Genomic DNA, 18,021 nt, shown 5'->3' on the forward strand with positions numbered 1-18,021 from the left:
CCAGCGTATGAGCGACGAGGACCTTCCGGGCAGGCTGGCGCGCAACCTGCGGACCCTGCGGGAGACGCGAGGGGCCACGCAGGTGCAGCTCGCGAAGCTGGCGGGCGTGCCCCGGGCCACCTGGGCGCATCTGGAGTCCGGCGCGGCGAACCCCACGCTGTCGGTGCTGCACCGGGTGGCGGGGGCGCTCCAGGTGTCCCTGGAGGAGCTGCTCGCCCGCCCCAAGGCGAGCGCCCGGCACTACCGGCGCGACAGCCTGCCCATGCGCCAGCGAGGCGCGGCCCTCCTGCGCAAGCTCCTGCCGGATCCGCTGCCGGGCATGGAGTTCGACCGGATGGAGCTGCCGCCGCGCGCGCGCATCACCGGCGTGCCCCACACGCCGGGCACCCGCGAGTACCTGGCCTGCGAGTCCGGCACCCTCGCGCTGGTGGCGAGTGGAGAGCGCTTCGTGCTGGAGGCCGGCGACGTCGTCGTCTTCCGGGGAGACCAGAAGCACTCCTACGAGAATCACGGCACGCGCACGGCGGTGGGCTACTCCGTCGTGCTGCTCGCGCCGTCATTCTGAAGTGCGCGCCTGTCGAGGCACGGCAAGCGCTGAAGCGCGGCGAACCCGCCGGCTACGCCCCACCGCCCTGCCACGTCAGCATCCCCATCACGCCCACATCCCGGGCGCCACCGGCGCGGAACCTCCAGGGCACCGCCACACCGAGCTCCCAGGACTTCACCGGGCGCGCCAGCAGCCCTGGTGACAGGAGCACCGTGGAGGCGCCAGCCTCGTTCCGCCAGCCAGCCTCCACCAGGGGCCGCAGCGGGCCCAATGCCAGCACCGCTCCCGCCGCGAGGTCCGGATGAAGCTCGCGCTCCAGCCCGCGCACCCCGGGCAGCTGCTCCGCCTTCAGCTGGAGGTTGAAGCCCACCGGCCCCACGTCCTGATACGCCAGCAGGTACGGCTCGAAGCCCGGGCGGAAGCGCTCGTCCTCGATGTCGCGCGTGGCCTCCAGGTCCAGGCCCAGGCTCAGCGTGAAGCCTCGCCGTCGGTCATTGACCAGCGCCAGGCCGATGCCCGCCTCCGCCGTGTCCAGCCCGCGCGGCTCCTCCGGCGTCGTCAGCGCCACCTTCGCCTCCACCTGCACGCGATCACTCAGGCCGTACTCGCCGCGCACGGGCAACTCGAAGCGCGTCTCGTCGTCCCGCCGCGTCCACTCCAGCCCCGTGCCCAGCTCCACCTGCCCCCGCTGCTGCGGTGGCGCCCCGTCCCCCAGGAAGAACTCCTGCACCCGCCCCTGTACCCCCTCCGCCGCCAGCGCCGGCATCGCGACGAGGCCCAGAAGTCCCACCGTGACGAGCTGCCGTCCGTTCGCCATGCGAACAGGATGGGCACGGCCCCGACGCACCGGAGCCTCCCCTCCGGGCCCTCCGCCGCCCGGCTGCCTGCCCGCTCTGGCGACCTCGGTCCCAGCGTGGCGGCTTGCATCACCGTGCGTGAAGGTGGCAAAGCCTCCGGCTCACACCCCGGACAACGACCATGACCTTGAAGCCCGCCCATCCCTTCGCTCGACACACCGTGGCCCTGCTCGCCCTGGGCCTCGCCGCCTGTGGCGGCAAGGACGTGCGCCCCGACGACGATGAGAACCCCAACCCCACCCCCGTCACCGACCCGTGCGAGGAGAGTGACACCCCCGACCCGGCCAGCGGGACGTGCGCGCCGCTGCGGTTGCAGTGCGCCCGGGACCTGGGCGACTTCAAGACGGACCGCTACGTCTGGCGCGATGGCGACTGCCACGTGCGCTCCGTGTCGCTCGTTCGCAACGACGCGGCGGACCCCGCCGGATGGCACGGCGGCTACATCCGCCGCTACACCTACGAGGTCGCGGGCACCGAGCGCGTCTGCGACGGCCAGAACCCGCAGGTGCCCGGCTGGGGCATGGTGACCAGCCACCTCAAGGAGGGCCAGACGTGGGGTGCCTGGACGCAGGACGTGCGAGGCACCGGCCGCGTCGTCTTCAAGGGCGCGCACCACGCGCTGCACGAGCTGAAGTGGCCCCTGTCGCTGGACGGCCACGTGGTGCAGGTGACCGTGCAGTACCTGTTCGCCACCGGCCGGGACCACCCGCTGTATGCCATCACCCACGACGCGTCCGGCTTCCCCGCGAACCAGATTGAAGCCGACGTGCGCTCGCCCTACGGCGACCTGGGCTTCGACGGCAACGCCAACACGGACATCGCCGGCCTGGGCTGGGGCGACCGCTATCGCTTCACCACCCTCTCCTCCCCCGTGACGATGAACACCGGCTGGGACTACCGCGAGCCCAACGTCGTCCCCTACACGCGCATGTGGACCGCCGCGCCGGACGCGGAGATGGGCGCGGTGCAGACCCAGACGTGGGAGCAGAAGCCCGCGGGCGGCTACTGGCTGTACCCGGAGTGGGGCACGCGCCACGACAACGGCCCCATGCCCACCGACTACAACTGGCCCTACCAGCTCAACCAGTACGAGCTGCCCGCCGTCACCAACTCCCACCGGCTCGCGTGGGGCAGCAACTTCGGCGCGGTGGGCCTGTCGCAGTACCCGCGCCTGGGCGACGACGGCGTGATGCTCTCCGGCCACCCCTACCAGAGCTACTCCGTCTTCATGGTGCTGGGCACGCACACGGACAACCCCGTGCTGTCGCTCGTGTCGGAGGTGGAGGCCTGGCAGGGCGTGAAGCTCACCGCCTCCGAGGGCACCGTGCGCACGCGGGGCCCGGGAGGCGTGGGCCGCTCGGACGCCGTCGCGTATGACGTCGCCGGCTACAACCCCGTGTACGCCACGTGGGAGGCGGACGCCGCCTCCAACCGCGTGACGCTGACCTTCGACACCGCGGGGCGCACGCTCGCGCACCCCATGCTGGTGGTGCACGACTACACCGCCACCGCCGCGCCGAAGGCGGTCACCCTGGACGGCCAGCCGCTCGCCGCGGACACGGACTACTTCGCGTCCGTCGACGCGGAGGGCAAGGCGCTCTGGCTCACCCTCCAGCGCGACCTGAAGGGCACCGCCACCCTGAAGGTGGAGTAGCCCCACGGGCCCCGGGTGCACGCCCGGGGCCCGTCCCTTCACACGGGCGCGTCAGTTCGCGTCGCCGCTGCCGCCGTAGCCCTGCGGGGCCTGCGAGCGCAGCCGCTGCCACTCGGCGCGGGCGTCCCGCTCCACGCGCCTCTGCTCGTCCACGCGGCGCCGGGCGTCCTCCACCTCGCGCTTGGCCTCGGCGACGGCGGACATGAAGTTCGCCTCGGACATGTCCTTGGCGCGCACGTCGCCGCTCTTCTCCAGCGCCTGGTACTGGGCCAGGTTGAGCTCCGCGTCCGCCACCTTCAGCTCCGCGGCGCGCACGTCCTTCTCCGCCTTGGCGGTGTCCACCTTGCGGTCGTGCCAGGCCACCTCGGCGTCCGCGGCGGCGCGGCCCGCATCAGCGCCCTGGAGCCTGGACTGCGCCTGCGCGATGGAGGCCCGCTGGCCGGTGGCCTCGGCGGCCTTCACCGCGGCCTTCTCCGCCTCCATGCGGCTCTTGGCGGCGTCGCCGTTGCGGCGGGCCACCTCCGCGGCGCGCTCGGCGTCGCGCACCGCCACCTCGGCGCGCGTCACGTTGTCCGCGGCCTTGGTGCGGGACAGCTGGGCTTCACGCACGTCGCCCAGCTGGTCCTCGGGGATGCGGGCCATCATCGCGTCGTCCACGCGCGCGGACCTGGAGCTGCCGCACCCGGCGAGGAACGCCATGGATGCCCCCAACGCCAGTCCCACCACCCAGTGACGCTTCGTCCTGTTCTGGAACATGTTCTCAATCCCCCGTCCAAAGAGATGACTGGGGAAGAACGTAGACACGCCTCCGTCACGCGACAGGTGCCACGGACGCCGCCGCTCCTCCTGGAATCCGCGCGGGTCCGGGCCGGCCGTGGAGCAGGCAGGCCCCGAGCCCCTTCCGCCAGGTGTCCTTGCCATCCGCGCGCTCCGTCACGGGGGCATGTCCCAAGCCGGACGGGCCGCGTGTCTCAAGGTCGCGCGAAGGACGCGCCACCAGGGAGAGGGACCTCATGAAGCGAGCCGGATGGAGTGTCGCGCTGGGAGCGGGCTGCGCGCTGCTGTTCGCGGCCTGCGGGGGCGGGCCGGAGGACTCCGGCGACCCCGAGAGCACGGAGTCCGTGAAGATGCGCATCTCGCTCGCGGGGGACGCGTGCGGTGTCGTCGCGGCCTACGCGACCGTGAGCGCGCAGGACCTCCCGCCGCCGTCCCCCCAGTCCCTGTACGTGGGCAACGGCTACATCGAGGGCTACCTGAGCAACATCCCCGTCGGGCCCCGGCGCCTCGTGGAGGTGAAGGCCTACAACCGGATGGGGCTGGAGGTGTACGCCGGCGGCACGACCGTGGACGTGTACCAGGGCTCCGTGGCGTACGCGCAGCTCCAGCTGATGCGCAACTCGCGGAACTGCCCGGGCACGGGGACGGGCGACATCTACATCATCGGTACGCTGGAGGGTTCCGGTCCGGACTGGGACGCGGGCTACGACGCGGGACCGGGGCCGGCCCAAGACGCCGGTGTGTACGACGCGGGCGTGTACGATGCGGGCTAGCCGCCGCGACAGGTCCTGCGGGGAGCGGGGTGGCCCGGCTGTGCGGCTCGACGTGGTCGGGTGGGGGAAGCCGCGCGCCCACGACATGCTCGGCGCAGGGGTGAGGCTGTCGCCGCTACGGGCCCTGGCCGGAGAACCACGCGGTGAGGGCCAGGCGTGAAGCATGGACAGGCAGCACCTCGTGCTCCAGCCGCTCGCTCAGGAACACCACCACGCGATCCAGCACCGGCGGCACATCCACCGGGGTGTCGGTGCCCTCCGGGAAGAGGCGCAGCACGCCGCCGTGCTCCGGCTTCCAATCCGCGTTCGCGTACCAGACAGCGGTGAGGCGGCGGTTGGACTGGCCCGGGAACGCGTCGAGGTGGCGGGCGTAGTGCGTCCCGCCGCCAGGGTAGCAGGCGAGCTGCACGTCGAAGCGGCCCAGCCCCAGGTACGCGCCCGTGGACACGACCTCCCCCAGCGCCTGGAAGCGGTGCCACAGGGCATCCAGCTCCGGAGAGGCGCCGGGCAGCACCCACTCGATGTGGTCCCCGCGCACGGAGGTGTCGAGCGTGTGGTTCGCGCCGCGCCGGATGCCCGCGGGTCTCAGCGTCCGGGCCTCCACGCGCGCGAGCGCCACGGCCCGCACCCTCAGCGCCAGCGCCTCGCCCAGGAAGCCATCCCGCACGAAGTACCCATGCGAGCCCAGGGCCTCCACCTCCGAGCCCGTCAGCTCCACCTTGGGTCTTTCCTTTTCGGGCACCCGTCCGGAAGCCCGCATCCGCACGCTGCACCAGGACGCCCCCGCTCCGGAAGTGGGTAGACTTCCGGCCCATGGAGAAGAACGCCTCGCGAACCCTCTCCCTCCTCGCCGCGGTCGCGCTCGGCGCGCTCGGGGCCTGGGTGCTGCTGCGTCCCGCGGCTCCCCGGCTGCCGGACACGGCGGCGGTGGTGGAGCAGATGCGGGAGGTGGCCCGGCTGGAGACGCTGGACGTGTCCCTCTACAAGAAGGTCACGTTCACGCCGGAGCCGCAGGCCACGGACGCGCTGTGGAAGGACGTGCTGCTCTGGGCCAGCTACACGCTCCAGGACCCGCACGGCCGCGCCATCGTGTTCGCGGACGCGCACCTGGGCTTTGACTTCCAGCGCTTCGACTCGAGCCACCTGCGCGCCGTGGGCACGCGCGTGGACGTGCTCCTGCCGCCGCTCCAGGTCACGGTGGCCCTGCGGCCCGGGGAGACGGAGGTCATCGACTCCAACCTGGACAGCGCGCAGACAGCGCAGCTGTTGGAGAAGGCCCGGCTGGCGTTTGAAAGGGAGGTGCGACAGGACACGCGCCTCCAAGAGAAGGCGCGTCAGTCCGCGGAGCGCTCGCTGCGGGGGCTGCTGCTCACGCTGGGTTTTCGCGAGGTGCGCTTTGTTGAAACCCTCCCTGTGGGAGCGGCCGGCTGACCCAGGGAGAGACCGCGCCATTATCTTTCCGAGCGGATACTGAACAAATATCCTATGGAGAAGATAATTTAAGGATATCTGCTAACCGGTATATTTCCCGGCTCATCCACCGGAGAACGCGTGCGCCCCTTTCTCGTCCAGACCCCAGAGCAGCTCGGCTCGATCCTCCGGGGATACCGTCGGGAACGCGGGCTCACCCAGGGGCAACTGGCGGCAACCATCGGAGTCGCCCAAAGCGCGATCTCCTTCGCCGAAACGCACCCAGACCGAATAGGGGTCGAGCGCCTGTTCCGGATCCTCGCGGGATTGAACGTAGAGCTGGTCCTGCGCGACCGTGGGGCCCAGAAGACAGCATCGGAGTGGTAGCCCATGGCCCGCCCCTCCAAGACACGCGCCCTTGACGTGTGGATGAATGGCGAGCGCGTGGGTCAATGGACCGTCCACCACGGCGAACATCGCTTCGCCTACGCGGACGCTTGGCTCCTTTCGCCTCTGGCCCGGCCCCTGTCGCTCTCGATGCCATTGCGGCCCTCGCGGGAGCCGTACAGGACCGACGTGGTCCAACCCTTCTTCGACAACCTGCTGCCGGACAGCGACGAAATCCGCCGACGGATGATGAACCGGTTTGGCGCCGCCTCGACCTCACCATTCGATCTGCTTGAGGAGGTCGGGCGTGACTGCGTGGGGGCCGTCCAACTTCTCCGGCCCGATGCCACAGCGCCAGACGTCCACCGCATTCGTGGACGCAAGCTTTCACCCGCGGAGATCGGAAACATCCTGGCCCGCGTGCGGACTCCCACGCTGGGTGCGCAGGACGCTGATGACTTCCGAATCTCACTTGCGGGCGCCCAGGAGAAGACCGCACTCCTCTGGCACGACAACGCATGGTGGGCTCCCGAGGGCACCACGCCCACGACCCACATCTTCAAGCTCCCCATCCCCGCTTCAGCGCACCCAGGTGTCGACCTCTCGAACTCCGTCGAGAACGAATGGCTCTGCGCCCGACTCCTTCGCGGTTACGGCATCCCCTGCGCGTCGTCCGACCTCATGAGCTTCGGGGACCAGCGAGTGCTCGTCGTGACGCGCTTCGACCGCAAGGTGGCTTCGAGTGGCGAATGGATCCTGCGTCTCCCGCAGGAGGACTTCTGCCAGGTGACCAAGACCCCACCGGGCAAGAAATACGAGCGTGATGGAGGTCCTGGGATACCGAGGATCCTCGAGGTGCTTCTGGGCTCGACCCAGGCCCAGGAGGATCGCCTTGATTTCCTCAAGACGCAGTTCCTCTTCTGGTTGCTGTGCGCGATCGATGGCCATGCCAAGAACTTCAGCGTGTTCATTGAAGCGGCAGGGCGCTTCAGGCTGACGCCCCGGTACGACGTCATCTCCGCCTATCCCTTTCTGGGCCGCAAACAGCATCAACTCTCACCCCATCGGGTGAAGATGGCGATGGCGGTCATCGGCAAGAACCGGCACTACGAATGGAAGGGGATCCGCGTAGCGCACTGGATCGAAACCGCACACAAGTGCGGCCTCGGGGCAGCCGCGCCCAAGCTCTTCGAGGAGCTGATTGAGCAGACTCCCGGAGTCGTCGAGCAGGTGCGGTCCTCTCTGCCCAACGACCTTCCGGACACCGTCAGTGCTCCGATCCTGGAAGGTCTGCTGAAGAAGGCCCAGGCTGCGAAGGACGGCTTCATCAAGTAGCTGCTGTCACTTCGGCTGCAACACGTCCCCCTCCAGCACGAACAGCCCGGGCACGCCGTCCGGCGCGTGCCCCAGCTCCGCGAGCCTCCGCGCCGATTCGCCGTCCGACTCGCGGCACAGGAGCGCCAGCTCACGGCGGCCCAGGCTCACGCGCAGCGGGCCTCCGCCCGTGGCTGCATCCAGCCTGCGGCGCTGCGACTTCGTGAGCAGCCGTGCGCCGTCGTGCCCGTCGCCGCCCGCCACCGCCCAGATGCCAGAGAACGCCTCCGCCAGCCGCACCTCGCCCTGGTCGATGACGACGGGCCGCACGTCCACGGGCCGAGCCTCCAGGTTGTGCCACGCCGCCGCGTCCACCGCCTCGAGCGTGAGCCCGGCGTCCTCCAGCGCGGAGGCCGGCAGGTAGCGCACGAACTCCGCGTCCTCCAGCACGTAGAAGACCTCCAGGCCCGCGGGCCCCGGGCGGAACAGCGCGCCCTGGGCCCCCGCCACGAAGCCCGAGGGCCGCAGCACCGGGCGCAGCGCGTCCAGCGACACCCCCGAGGACAACCCGCCCAGCCGCGTGGCCAGCGCCTCCACGTGCGCGGTGAGCCCCTGCGTGCCCGGGGCCTCCTGATACGCGGCATACAGCGAGCCCACGTCCACGCGGCCCACCCCGCCCGAGGCCAGCTTCACCAGCAGGTCGCGGCCCTGCCGCCGGAAGGCGATGCCCGCACGCCCCAGCGCGGCCGTGAGCGCGGCCGTGAACTCCGGGCGCAGGACCTGCTCCTCGGGCGCGGGAGGCGGAGGCAGGTCCGCGGCCTCCAGCTCCGCGCGCAGCAGCTTCGCCTCCGCGTCGAGGGGATCCCGCTCCACGGCCTCGGCCACGTAGGCGCGGGCGCGCGCGCCCTCTCCCTGCCGCAGCGCGAGCACGGCCAGCACCTTGAGGGCCTCCGGGTCACCCGGGCTCAGGACCAGCGCCTCGCGCAGCTCCGCCTCCGCTTCGCGGTGCCGCTCCAGCCCCAGCAGCGCTCGCGCGAGGCCCAGGCGCACCTGGAGGTCCTTGGGGAAGTCCCGCCGCAGGGCCTGCATCCACGGCAGGGCCTCCCGCTCCGCGTCCGCGTTGATCAACGCATGCGCCACGGTGAGGCGCAGCGTGGGGCCAGGAGTCCGCGCGGCCTCCGCGCGCAGCGCCTCCAGCTCCGCGCCGCCGAGCACTTCACCCGCCTCCACCTTGCGGCGCAGGCGCTCCAGTTCCGCCGGGGAAATCACGCGCGGACTCTAATGGTCCACGCCCGGAGCGCCCAGCCCCTCAGTGCGTCGCATCGTGCGTGTCCATCGGCTCAGCGGGCTCCTCCTCGCTCCGGTGCTGGGAGAGGAAGTCGTCCAGGGCGCCCACGTCGATGGGCTTGCGGAACACGGCGTCCACCTGCGCGAGGCTCGCGCGGTTCTGTCCCCGCACGTCCATGCCGGTGACGATGGCCAGCAGGGCCTGGGGCGTGCGCTGCCGCAGCTCGCGCGCCAGCTCCCAGCCCGTCATCTCCGGCATCACCGCGTCCAGCAGCGCGGCGTCGTAGGGACGCCGCTCCCACATGCGCAGGGCCACGTCCGGGCTGTGCGCCACCTGCACGTCGTAGCCCTCCTCGCCCAGCACCTCCGCCATCATCCGCGCGTTGTCCAGGTCGTCGTCCACCACCAGCACGCGGCGCGCGCGCACCGGCATGCGCGTCGGGTGTGCCGGCACCCGCGGCGGCGGCTGCGGCTCGGGGGACAGGGGCGCGCCCGTCGCGGCTTCACGGAAGCGCGGCAGCCGCACGATGAAGCTCGCCCCCGAGCCGTCGCGCCGGTTCTCCACCGTCAGCTCTCCGCCCCAGCGCTGCACCTGCGTGCGCGCCACCGCCAGGAACAGCGAGAACTGCGGCGCCCCCGGGTCCCGGCGCAGCGGGTCGAACAGGCCCGCCAGCGCGTCCTGCGTGTAGGGCCGCCCGCCGTCCTCCAGGCGCATCTCCAGCCAGTCCTCTCCCATGGGACGGGTGCGGACCACCAGCGTGCCGCCCCCCTCCATGCGGTCGCGCGCGGACAGGAGCAGGTTGACGATGAGCTCGCGGAAGAAGCCCGCGTCCACCTTCACGCCCCACGGGAAGCCCAGGTCCAGCTCCGTGTGCACCGGGTGCTCGCGCTGCTCCAGCTCGCCCCGGGCCAGCTCCAGCGCCTCGCGCACCGTCTGGTCCACCGGCACGTTGCCCAGGCGCTCCTCGGTGCGCTGCACGCTGAACTCCTGGAGCCGCGCCACCAACTCGCCAATCTGGCGCACCGTCCTGTCCAGCGCCTCCAGGTGCTCGGGCTTGTACTCGCGCTGCAGGAGCGTGATGCGCAGCCGCAGCACGTTGAGGAAGTTGTTGAGCGCGTGCGCGGCGCCGCTCGCCAGCTGTCCCAGGGCCTGCTGCCGGGTGCGCCGCAGGAGCTGCCCCTGGAGCCTGCGCACCTCGTCGTGCGCGTTCTCCAGGGCCTTGGTCTTCACGGCCGCCTCCGTGCGGTCGCTGAAGGTCTGGATGACGCCCGCGAGGACGTTGTCCTCCTCCCACACCGGCGTGGCGCTCATCTCCAGCGTGGCGTCCCCGCCGCCGGCGCGCTCCACCTGCATCATCACGCCGCGCACCGGGGCCTTCTCGCGCAGCGCGCGCAGGAAGGGCATGTCGTGCACCTTGAAGGGCTCCCCCGTGGGGTGCCGCGCGTTGACCTGGAGGAGCACGGGCCCCAGCGAGCTGGCGGCGCGCGCGCCCACCACCGCGCGCATGGGCACGCCCATCAGGCGGCTCACCGGCGGCGAGGCGAAGGACACCGTGCCGTCCGTCTCCGCCAGGAGGATGCCCACCTCCACGTGGTTGAGCACCGACTCCATCACCGCCGCCTCGCGGAAGCGCACCTCCTCCGTCTTGAGCACGCGCGCGTAGGAGGCCTGCGCGGACGCGTCCGCCTCCCAGATGAGCTCCGACACCAGCTCCGCCACGTCCGCGTCGATGACGCCCCCGTTGCGGCGCGCGTAGACGTAGAGCAGCACCTCCTGGAGCGACTTGAACTCGCGGGTCAGGTCCTCCGGCTCGAAGTTCTGGTCGTACCGGAAGGCCCCGTGCGAGCGCACCACCTCCGGCCACAGCCGCACCGCGTCCTCGCCCCGGTCCTCGAGCAGCCGGCCAAGCTCGTCCAGCAGGTGGCGCAGCGGCGCGCGCAGGTCCCGGCCGGGGACCTCCACCTCGTACGTCTCCGCGCGCAGGCGCTTGGACCACAGGCGGGTGATGCGCTCGCCCTCGTCCGAGAGCAGGCCCGACAGCGCGGCGATGGCGTCATTGGAGGAAGGCACGCTCAAGGGCGCACGATGCGCACGCCCCTGCCCGCCAGCCACCCGCCCCCGCCTCCTCGCGGCGCGGCCCTGTCCGCCACCCCACAGGGGCACCTCCATCACGGGCCCCGAGCGCCTGCCTGCCCGGCCGCCCTGGCCACCGCGAACGGCCGTCCCCACCTTTGCATGCACGGATGAGCACCAAGGAGCACAGGAAGAACGACCTGGAGCAGCCCGAGATCTCTCAGCAGGCCATGGCGCAGCTCTTCCGTGGCGAGCTGAGCCGCTCGGACACGTGGCGCACGCGGCTGGACACGACCACGAACTGGGCGCTCACCACGACGGCGGCGGTCATCTCCTTCGGCTTCGCGACGCCGGAGAGCTCGCACGTCACGTTCCTGGTGGGCATCTGGATGGTGGTGTCCTTCCTGCTCATCGAGGCGCGGCGCTACCGCTACTACGACCTGTGGAACCGCCGCGTGCGCCTGCTGGAGGACGGCTGGTGGGCGCCCATGCTGCGGCGCGAGCCGGTGGACCCGGACGCGCTGCGCGAGCTGGCGGTGGAGATGTCCCGGCCGCAGATCCAGCTGTCGCTGGTGTCCGCCATCGCGACGCGGCTCAACCGCGCCTACGGGCCCATCCTCATCGTCCTGTTGGTGACCTGGTTCTTCAAGGTCTACAGCCACCCGCGGCCGCCGCGGGACTTCGCGGACTTCGTGGAGCGGGCGCACGTGGCCTGGCTCCCGGGGCCGGTGGTGATGGCCTCGCTGCTGTTCCTCACCGTGGCGGCGGCGTACCTCTTCACCGCGTCCTTCTTCATCCGGGCGCCGCTGGGCGAGCTGCGCACCCGGCCGCGAGGGCGCCGGGCCGCGCTCTGGGAGTCCTTCTACCGGCCCTATGCCATCCAGCGCCGCAAGCGCCCGCGCCCCCCCGGCGTCCGCGCCAGCGCGCCGCACCCGTTCGACCACTGACCTCAGCCGCCGAGCTGCGCGCCCACCTGCGCCATCAGCGCCATCACCCGGGCGCGCGTGGGGGCCTGGAGGTCCGGCCGCATCGCGAGCGCCTGGAGCATCTGGAAGACGGGCGTGCCCCCTTCCAGGTGCTGCGCCGCGACCGCGAGCAGCGCGGGCTCCTCGCCAGGCGCCAGCCGCCCGGACACCACCCAGGCCCGCAGGTGCTCCAGCGCGACGGCGTCCAGGGGCCGCGTGTTGAGCGCGTCCAGCAGCGCCCGCTGCACGCCCCGGTCGGTCTCCGTCTCCAGCGCGTCCAGCAGCAGCCGCGTGGCCAGCTCCTGCGGGGCCTGGCGCAGCGCATCCGCGGCCGCGGCCCGCACGTCCGGGGACTCCGCGCGCAGGTGCGGCGGCACCACGTCCACCAGCCGCTCCGCCGCCGTGCCCCCCAGCGCGCGCAGCGCGTGCGCCCGGGCCTCGTCCCCCGACGCGTCGGCCACCGCGTTCTCCAGCGTCCGCAGCGCGGCGCGGGCCTCCGCCGACGCCGGGTCCAGCCGCGACGCCCAGGCCCCCAGCGCGTACGACGTGGCCCGCTCCACCGGGACGTCGTGCTCCGTCCGGGCGCGGTCCAGGAGCCCGTTGAGCATCACGCCCAGCTCCGGCTCCGGCTTCGTCACGAAGCCCGCGCGCTGCACCATCATCACGTAGGCGCCCGCGTGCTCACGGGCCTCCGGCGCCAGGAGGAGCGCGCGCAGCGTGGCCTGCGCCTGCGGGTGGCCCGCGCCCACCAGCAGGTCCAGCATCAGCTCGCGCAGCCCCGGGTGCGTGCCCGGCTTCAGGAACAGCCGCGCCAGCTCCTGGCAGCGCTTCGGCTCCAGTTGCAGCGCCGCGATGGCCCGCCGCGCGAACACGTCCAGCCCCGCGATGGAGTCCGGGCTGGTGGCGTCCTCCAGCGTCTCCAGGAGCTCGTCCACCGTCATGCCCTCGGCCTGGCTGCGCAGCTGGCCCAGCTCCGCGTCCGCCTCGAAGGCGATCTGCGACGGCGTGCGCACCACGAGCTTCTGCTCGTCCGACGGCGGCAGGGGCCGCAGCTCCCGCGACTGGTACGTCAGCCGCAGGCGCAGCCGCTTGGACACCAGCGCCTGCCCGTCCGCGCCCAGCGCGTCCAGCACCTCGTCCTGGGAGATGGCGACGAGGTGGCCCTCCGCGTCGCGGTCGAACGTCGTGAGCGAGCCCAGCGCCTGCTTCGCCACCGGCCACGCGCCCGCCGCGCGCAGGCGCTGGTAGCGAGACCTCCGGCGCGTGAGCCGCGAGGCGTCCCCGGGCTCGAAGGCGAACGTGGCCGCCACCTCGCCCGTCTGCGTGGACTCCGTGGCGGTCCAGGACTCCGCGTCGCGCAGCTCCGAGGGGAACAGCTCCGCCGACAGCGTCTGCGCGAGCTGGCGGAACAGCGGGGGCTCCGCCTCGGAGAAGCGCACCGCCTGGAGCGCGCCGCGCGCGTCCAGCTCCAGCCACGCGCTGGCGGTGTCCGGCAGGTGGGCCTGGAGCGCCGCCGCGTCGGGCAGCAGCGCCTGTCCGGAGAGGACGGCCTCGTGCCGCGCCAGCCGGCGCAGCGTCAGGCGCAGCCGGGTGCCCGTCGCGCGGGACTCCAGCGCCTGGAGCGTCAGCTCGCCGTCCAGGTGCAGCACGCCCTCCAGCGCCTGCGCCTTCGCGTCCGGCCCCGGCATGGGCAGCGCCACGCGCGTCAGGTCGTCCCAGACGAGGTGGAAGGTGTGCGCCTCGCCCACGCGCCAGCGGAAGAGCGGCAGCCGGTGGGAGGACTCGGAGGCCTCCACGGTCGCGGCGGACGGAGACGACGCGGACAGCCAGAGGGCCAGCGCCCCCAGGCACACCAGGGCGCCCAGGCCGGCCACGCCACGAACGAGGGTCGAGCGACGCATGAAACACTCCCGAAGCAAGAAGTCGAAAGAAGCGGGGAACCACGCCCCCGGGGCCGTTGGAGCCGGCCCCGGGGGGGCCTGCGAGCGCGCGGCTCAGTAGAGCTGCGCGAGCGGCAGGTAGTGCTGGTCGTTGAAGAGCTGCGCGCTGGTGCCGATGCCCTGCCACGACACGATGGGGAACTCGGCCTTCAGGAAGCCCAGCTCTCCGAACAGCGAGAGCCGGCCGTCCAGCGTGCGCAGCGTCATGTTGAGGCTGGTCCCCAGCCCCAGGAACAGCGTGTTGGGGTTCGTCGGGTGCGTGGGCGAGCTGAGCGCGACGCCGATGCGGCCCTCCAGCGGCAGGCTGAAGTTCACGAGGGTCAGGGTGCCGCGCACGCCCACCTGGAAGCCCGGGACGCCGATGGCCACCGCCACGAAGCCGTTGGCGGCCGCGTAGGGCCCGATGTTGCCCAGCAGGTCCAGCGTGATGAGGTTGCGCGTGCAGTCACGGCCCAGGGCGCCGCCCATCGACGTGGCGATGCCGACCTCCACGGACAGGCCGCCGCTCACCGTCACGGGGATGAACCACACCATGAAGGTGGCGCTCCCCCTGGCCGCGTCCTTGTCCACGAAGGGCTTGCGCTCGATGAAGGTGAAGCGCGTCGGGTAGGACTGGTCGAACGTGAAGATGGACCTGCCGAGCACGCGCGCGCGCAGCTCCGCGCGGATGGCGGAGGGCTGCGTGGACGCGCGGCCGTACAGCCAGGCGACCTCCGTGCGCGTCGGGCTGAACACGTTCGCGTAGAGCCCCAGCTCGCTGAAGATGGCGGCGTTGGTGTCGCACCAGTTGCCGCTGAACGCGGAGCCCGGCGTGCTGATCTCCCAGCCCGCGCGCAGCGAGTAGCCGCCGCCGAAGTTGTTGTCGCCCGAGTAGCCGCCCGCGGAGAAGTCCTGCGACTGGCGCTTGGTCATGGTGACCGGGTTCGTGGGCGGCTGCTCCTGCGTCGACTGCGACGCCAGGTACTCCGCCAGCGCCTTGACGTAGGCGCTCACCAGCGTCGGGTTGAGCGTGTAGTCCTTCAGCTCCAGCCCCTTCAGCTTCAGCCGGTCCGCGTTGCGGATGAAGCTCTCCGCGCCGAAGTCGTTGCCGGTGACGGTGAGGCACTGGCGCAGGTCCGCCTCGCGGCGGGGCACCATGACCTCGTCCACCATGGCCTTGTAGCGGCGGGGGCTCCAGTCACACGCCGTCGTCTTGCCGGTGACGAGGCAGCCCTCGCTGTCGGCCTTCACCAGCGCCTCCTCCAGGGCCTTGTCCAGGCCGTAGAGGCGCTCGGCCACCCTGGCGTCCAGCTCCGCCGTGGGGAGGTCGCGGCCGCGCAGCATCTCCGACTCGCGCTGCCAGCCGGCGTAGACGGCGGCGCGCTGGTCCAGCAGGGCGGAGAAGGCCTCCTGGCGCCGCTGCGAGTCATCGAGCACGTCGTCCGCGACCTTGCTCAGCGCCTTGCTCATGGACTGGTGCCACGCGTCCGAGGGCAGCACCGCCTGGCGGGCCTCCACGTTGTTCGCCTTCTTCGCCGCCTCGGAGGTGAACGCGTAGGCCTTGGCGCCCTTGGGGTAAGGCCCCGGCGCGAAGCGGAAGTACGCGTTCTTCGCCACGCGCGTCTTGCCGTCCCACAGGGGGGCCAGCTTCTCCCCGTCCTTGCTGTACAGCGTGCGCTCCGCGATGCCCCTGGAGCTGTAGGCCAGGGCGAACACGGCGCGGAAGTCGTCGCCGAAGCGGCCCGCGTCCTGCTCGAAGCGGCTGTAGTCGTAGTGCTTCTCGTGCACGTACTCCTGGCACGAGCGCTCCAGCACGCCGTTGGCGTCCCACTCCTGGCGCTGCTTGTAGTACGCCTGCTCCACCTTGGTGAGGTTCTTGTAGTCCTTGCGCGCCAGCACCTGGCCGCGCTGCACCTGGCCCACGATGGACTCGTCCGAACCGGAGAAGAGCGTGTCGGTGACGGCGTTGGGCTGCACGGCCACCGTCTCCACGCCGCCGCCCATGCTCTCCGGCAGCAGCGCGGCGCGCTTGGACGCGACCGTGTAGCGCTCCTTCCACTCGGACTCCAGCAGGCCCTGGCAGTACGCGTCGTGCTCCTGGCCGCACGCGGACGCGCGGTAGTCCACGTTGGAGCACTCGGTCAGCGTGGGCTGGGGGCACGACTCCGCCAGCGCCTGGGGCGCCGCCAGCGTCACGGTGGACAGCACGGCCCAGCGCACGGGGCGCGGCAGCCGGAACGGGGTTCTGCGCATGCTCATGAAAAGCCTCACCTCGGGAGCGCACGGGCCGGCACGGCCCGGACACCGCCGCCATGAGCACGACGCGTGCCGGGGCCCTGCACCGAGGGCGCCAGAGGGAGCCGCGCGGGCCCTGAGGACACACAGGCCACAAACGGCGGGCTCCGCCGTTGCCCGCGGGGCAACGACAGACACCCGGACCTCCGGGCGCGAGACATGTTTGACACACGCCGGGCGCGCCCACGGCCCCCCGCCGGGCGGCCGGACGGCCCCCACCCGGGCTGATGGGGGCCATGCCCCGGGGTGAACCCCGACCGCTTTCGCCCTTCCGGCCCTCCCGGATTTGTGGTGTGAACCGCCCCCATGGCGAACACGCGCACTGTGACGGTCATCAACGGCGACGGCATTGGCCCCGAGGTCTCCGCGGCCACCATCCGCGTCCTCGAAGCCCTCAAGGTCCCCCTCGAGTTCGAGTTCAAGGACGCGGGCACGGAGGTCGTGGCCAAGTTCAACACCAACCTCCCCGACGAGACGGTGGAGGCGGTGCTGCGCAGCGGCGTGGCGCTCAAGGGCCCCACGGGCACCGTGGTGGGCCGCGGCCTGCCGTCCGCGAACGTGGGCCTGCGCAAGCGGCTGGACCTGTACGCGTCCCTGCGCCCGGTGAAGAGCGTCCCCAACGTCAAGACGCGCTACGAGAACGTGGACGTCGTGGTGGTGCGTGAGAACACCGAGGACCTCTACGCGGGCCTGGAGCACATCGTGGTGCCGGGCGTCGTGGAGGCCATCAAGGTCATCACGGAGAAGGCCTCCACGCGCATCGCGCGCTTCGCCTTCGAGTACGCCAGGAAGAACGGCCGCAAGAAGGTGTCCGCCATCCACAAGGCGAACATCATGAAGCTGTCCGACGGCCTCTTCCTGGACTGCTGCCGCAAGGTGAGCCGCGAGTACCCGGAGATCGCCTTCGATGACGTCATCATCGACAACCTCTGCATGCAGCTGGTGAAGGACCCCACCCGCTTCGACGTGATGGTGCTGGAGAACCTCTACGGCGACATCGTCAGCGACCTGTGCGCGGGCCTGGTGGGCGGCCTGGGCATGGTGCCGGGCGCCAACATCGGCGAGCGCACCGCCGTCTTCGAGGCCGTGCACGGCACCGCCCCGGACATCGCGGGCAAGGGCATCGCGAACCCCACCGCCCTGATGATGTCCGCGGTGATGATGCTGGAGTGGCTGGACCTCAAGGAGGAGGCCCAGCGCATGTCCAACGCCATCCAGAAGGTCTACGGCGGCGAGTCCAAGGTCCGCACCGGCGACCTGGGCGGCAGCGCCACCACGGCCGAGTTCACCAACGCCATCATCGCCGCGCTGTAGTCCTCCGCGCGCGCGGCGCGCCCGAGGGGGGCTGGAGGTCCGCCTCCGCCCCCTTCGTGTCTCTCAGCCGACCACGACCTTGCGGACGCCCCGCGCCTCCAGGAGCGCGGGGAGCCGCTCGCGCTGGTCGCCCTGCAACACCAGCGCGTCGTCCTCCACCACGCCGCCGCAGCCCAGGCCGCCCTTGAGCGCCTTGAGCCAGGTGTCCAGCTGGGCGGCGGGCAGCCCCAGCTGCTCCACCACCGTCACCTCCTTGCCGCCCCGGCCCTTGCGCTCCATGCGCACCACGGCGCGCGCGGGCCCCTTCGGCTCCGGCTTCTCCCGGGGGGCGGGGGGCGGCGGCCCCGCGGGCAGCGCGTCCCGCTGCGCGGACAGGGCGGCGAAGGGGTTGTTGAACGGCCCCGGCGGCGGGGCCTCTTCCTTCTTGTCGCGCTTGCCCATGGCGTCG

At 72.0% G+C, this 18,021-nt stretch carries 16 protein-coding genes; 8 read left to right on the top strand and 8 right to left on the bottom strand.

Going from position 1 to position 18,021, the window contains the following annotated elements; all coding sequences use genetic code 11:
- Nucleotides 1–7: 7 nt before the first annotated feature.
- Nucleotides 8–565 carry a helix-turn-helix domain-containing protein gene (locus tag U8525_RS15735; protein WP_374266377.1) on the top strand — a complete coding sequence of 186 codons (558 nt, stop codon included), beginning with the start codon at nt 8–10 and terminating at the stop codon, nt 563–565.
- Between the two features lie 52 nt (nt 566–617).
- Here U8525_RS15735 and U8525_RS15740 read toward each other — a convergent pair whose 3' ends face one another.
- Nucleotides 618–1,364 (bottom strand): hypothetical protein, encoded by a 747-nt coding sequence (locus tag U8525_RS15740; protein WP_374266379.1) that lies wholly within the window; start codon nt 1,362–1,364, stop codon nt 618–620.
- A gap of 161 nt (nt 1,365–1,525) precedes the next feature.
- Here U8525_RS15740 and U8525_RS15745 point away from each other — a divergent pair, with 161 nt between their 5' ends.
- Nucleotides 1,526–3,058 (top strand): hypothetical protein, encoded by a 1,533-nt coding sequence (locus tag U8525_RS15745; protein ID WP_374266381.1) that lies wholly within the window; start codon nt 1,526–1,528, stop codon nt 3,056–3,058.
- Nucleotides 3,059–3,109: 51 nt separating this feature from the next.
- Here U8525_RS15745 and U8525_RS15750 read toward each other — a convergent pair whose 3' ends face one another.
- Nucleotides 3,110–3,814 carry a hypothetical protein gene (locus tag U8525_RS15750; RefSeq protein ID WP_374266383.1) on the bottom strand — a complete coding sequence of 235 codons (705 nt, stop codon included), beginning with the start codon at nt 3,812–3,814 and terminating at the stop codon, nt 3,110–3,112.
- Nucleotides 3,815–4,071: 257 nt separating this feature from the next.
- On the opposite strand from U8525_RS15750, the gene U8525_RS15755 reads away from it, so the two are divergent.
- The gene (locus U8525_RS15755; protein WP_374266385.1) at nt 4,072–4,608 is read left to right on the top strand and encodes a hypothetical protein; all 537 of its coding nucleotides are present in this window, start codon (nt 4,072–4,074) and stop codon (nt 4,606–4,608) included.
- Nucleotides 4,609–4,723: 115 nt separating this feature from the next.
- On the opposite strand, the gene U8525_RS15760 is transcribed toward U8525_RS15755, so the two are convergent.
- Nucleotides 4,724–5,326 carry a 2OG-Fe(II) oxygenase gene (locus U8525_RS15760; RefSeq protein ID WP_374266387.1) on the bottom strand — a complete coding sequence of 201 codons (603 nt, stop codon included), beginning with the start codon at nt 5,324–5,326 and terminating at the stop codon, nt 4,724–4,726.
- Nucleotides 5,327–5,421: 95 nt separating this feature from the next.
- Between U8525_RS15760 and U8525_RS15765 the strand changes: the two genes are divergently transcribed.
- The 3 genes from U8525_RS15765 to U8525_RS15775 all read left to right on the top strand — a co-directional run bounded on the left by U8525_RS15765 (nt 5,422) and on the right by U8525_RS15775 (nt 7,740).
- A complete protein-coding gene (locus U8525_RS15765) occupies nt 5,422–6,039 on the top strand; it encodes a DUF4230 domain-containing protein (RefSeq protein WP_374266389.1) in 618 nt (205 codons plus the stop codon).
- A 120-nt stretch (nt 6,040–6,159) separates the two neighbouring features.
- Entirely contained in the window at nt 6,160–6,405 is a 246-nt protein-coding gene (locus U8525_RS15770) for a helix-turn-helix domain-containing protein (protein ID WP_374266391.1), read from the top strand.
- Between the two features lie 3 nt (nt 6,406–6,408).
- Nucleotides 6,409–7,740: a type II toxin-antitoxin system HipA family toxin gene (locus U8525_RS15775; RefSeq protein ID WP_374266393.1), complete on the top strand. Its 1,332-nt coding sequence runs from the start codon at nt 6,409–6,411 to the stop codon at nt 7,738–7,740.
- Nucleotides 7,741–7,746: 6 nt separating this feature from the next.
- On the opposite strand, the gene U8525_RS15780 is transcribed toward U8525_RS15775, so the two are convergent.
- Both U8525_RS15780 and U8525_RS15785 read right to left on the bottom strand, forming a co-directional pair.
- The gene (locus U8525_RS15780; protein ID WP_374266395.1) at nt 7,747–8,988 is read right to left on the bottom strand and encodes a tetratricopeptide repeat protein; all 1,242 of its coding nucleotides are present in this window, start codon (nt 8,986–8,988) and stop codon (nt 7,747–7,749) included.
- Between the two features lie 40 nt (nt 8,989–9,028).
- Nucleotides 9,029–11,077 carry a response regulator gene (locus U8525_RS15785; RefSeq protein ID WP_374266520.1) on the bottom strand — a complete coding sequence of 683 codons (2,049 nt, stop codon included), beginning with the start codon at nt 11,075–11,077 and terminating at the stop codon, nt 9,029–9,031.
- Nucleotides 11,078–11,250: 173 nt separating this feature from the next.
- On the opposite strand from U8525_RS15785, the gene U8525_RS15790 reads away from it, so the two are divergent.
- On the top strand, nt 11,251–12,027 hold the full coding sequence (locus tag U8525_RS15790; protein WP_374266397.1) for a DUF2270 domain-containing protein: 777 nt from the start codon (nt 11,251–11,253) through the stop codon (nt 12,025–12,027).
- 2 nt (nt 12,028–12,029) lie between these two features.
- On the opposite strand, the gene U8525_RS15795 is transcribed toward U8525_RS15790, so the two are convergent.
- A complete protein-coding gene (locus tag U8525_RS15795; RefSeq protein ID WP_374266399.1) occupies nt 12,030–13,946 on the bottom strand; it encodes a HEAT repeat domain-containing protein in 1,917 nt (638 codons plus the stop codon).
- 93 nt (nt 13,947–14,039) lie between these two features.
- Nucleotides 14,040–16,223: a hypothetical protein gene (locus U8525_RS15800; RefSeq protein WP_374266401.1), complete on the bottom strand. Its 2,184-nt coding sequence runs from the start codon at nt 16,221–16,223 to the stop codon at nt 14,040–14,042.
- A gap of 342 nt (nt 16,224–16,565) precedes the next feature.
- Here U8525_RS15800 and U8525_RS15805 point away from each other — a divergent pair, with 342 nt between their 5' ends.
- A complete protein-coding gene (locus U8525_RS15805; protein ID WP_374266403.1) occupies nt 16,566–17,573 on the top strand; it encodes an isocitrate dehydrogenase (NAD(+)) in 1,008 nt (335 codons plus the stop codon).
- A 63-nt stretch (nt 17,574–17,636) separates the two neighbouring features.
- Here U8525_RS15805 and U8525_RS15810 read toward each other — a convergent pair whose 3' ends face one another.
- Nucleotides 17,637–18,014 (bottom strand): translation initiation factor, encoded by a 378-nt coding sequence (locus U8525_RS15810; RefSeq protein ID WP_374266405.1) that lies wholly within the window; start codon nt 18,012–18,014, stop codon nt 17,637–17,639.
- Between the last annotated feature and the right edge of the window lie 7 nt (nt 18,015–18,021).

It is taken from the genome of Corallococcus sp. RDP092CA (genome assembly GCF_041903675.1).
Taxonomy (GTDB): Bacteria; Myxococcota; Myxococcia; order Myxococcales; family Myxococcaceae; genus Corallococcus.

Coding starts and splice junctions, on each gene's coding strand:
- U8525_RS15735 (WP_374266377.1), top strand. CDS start 8: ATGAGCGACGAGGACCTTCCGGGCAGGCTGGCGCGCAACCTGCGGACC.
- U8525_RS15740 (WP_374266379.1), bottom strand. CDS start 1,364: ATGGCGAACGGACGGCAGCTCGTCACGGTGGGACTTCTGGGCCTCGTC.
- U8525_RS15745 (WP_374266381.1), top strand. CDS start 1,526: ATGACCTTGAAGCCCGCCCATCCCTTCGCTCGACACACCGTGGCCCTG.
- U8525_RS15750 (WP_374266383.1), bottom strand. CDS start 3,814: ATGTTCCAGAACAGGACGAAGCGTCACTGGGTGGTGGGACTGGCGTTG.
- U8525_RS15755 (WP_374266385.1), top strand. CDS start 4,072: ATGAAGCGAGCCGGATGGAGTGTCGCGCTGGGAGCGGGCTGCGCGCTG.
- U8525_RS15765 (WP_374266389.1), top strand. CDS start 5,422: ATGGAGAAGAACGCCTCGCGAACCCTCTCCCTCCTCGCCGCGGTCGCG.
- U8525_RS15775 (WP_374266393.1), top strand. CDS start 6,409: ATGGCCCGCCCCTCCAAGACACGCGCCCTTGACGTGTGGATGAATGGC.
- U8525_RS15790 (WP_374266397.1), top strand. CDS start 11,251: ATGAGCACCAAGGAGCACAGGAAGAACGACCTGGAGCAGCCCGAGATC.
- U8525_RS15795 (WP_374266399.1), bottom strand. CDS start 13,946: ATGCGTCGCTCGACCCTCGTTCGTGGCGTGGCCGGCCTGGGCGCCCTG.
- U8525_RS15800 (WP_374266401.1), bottom strand. CDS start 16,223: ATGAGCATGCGCAGAACCCCGTTCCGGCTGCCGCGCCCCGTGCGCTGG.
- U8525_RS15805 (WP_374266403.1), top strand. CDS start 16,566: ATGGCGAACACGCGCACTGTGACGGTCATCAACGGCGACGGCATTGGC.
- U8525_RS15810 (WP_374266405.1), bottom strand. CDS start 18,014: ATGGGCAAGCGCGACAAGAAGGAAGAGGCCCCGCCGCCGGGGCCGTTC.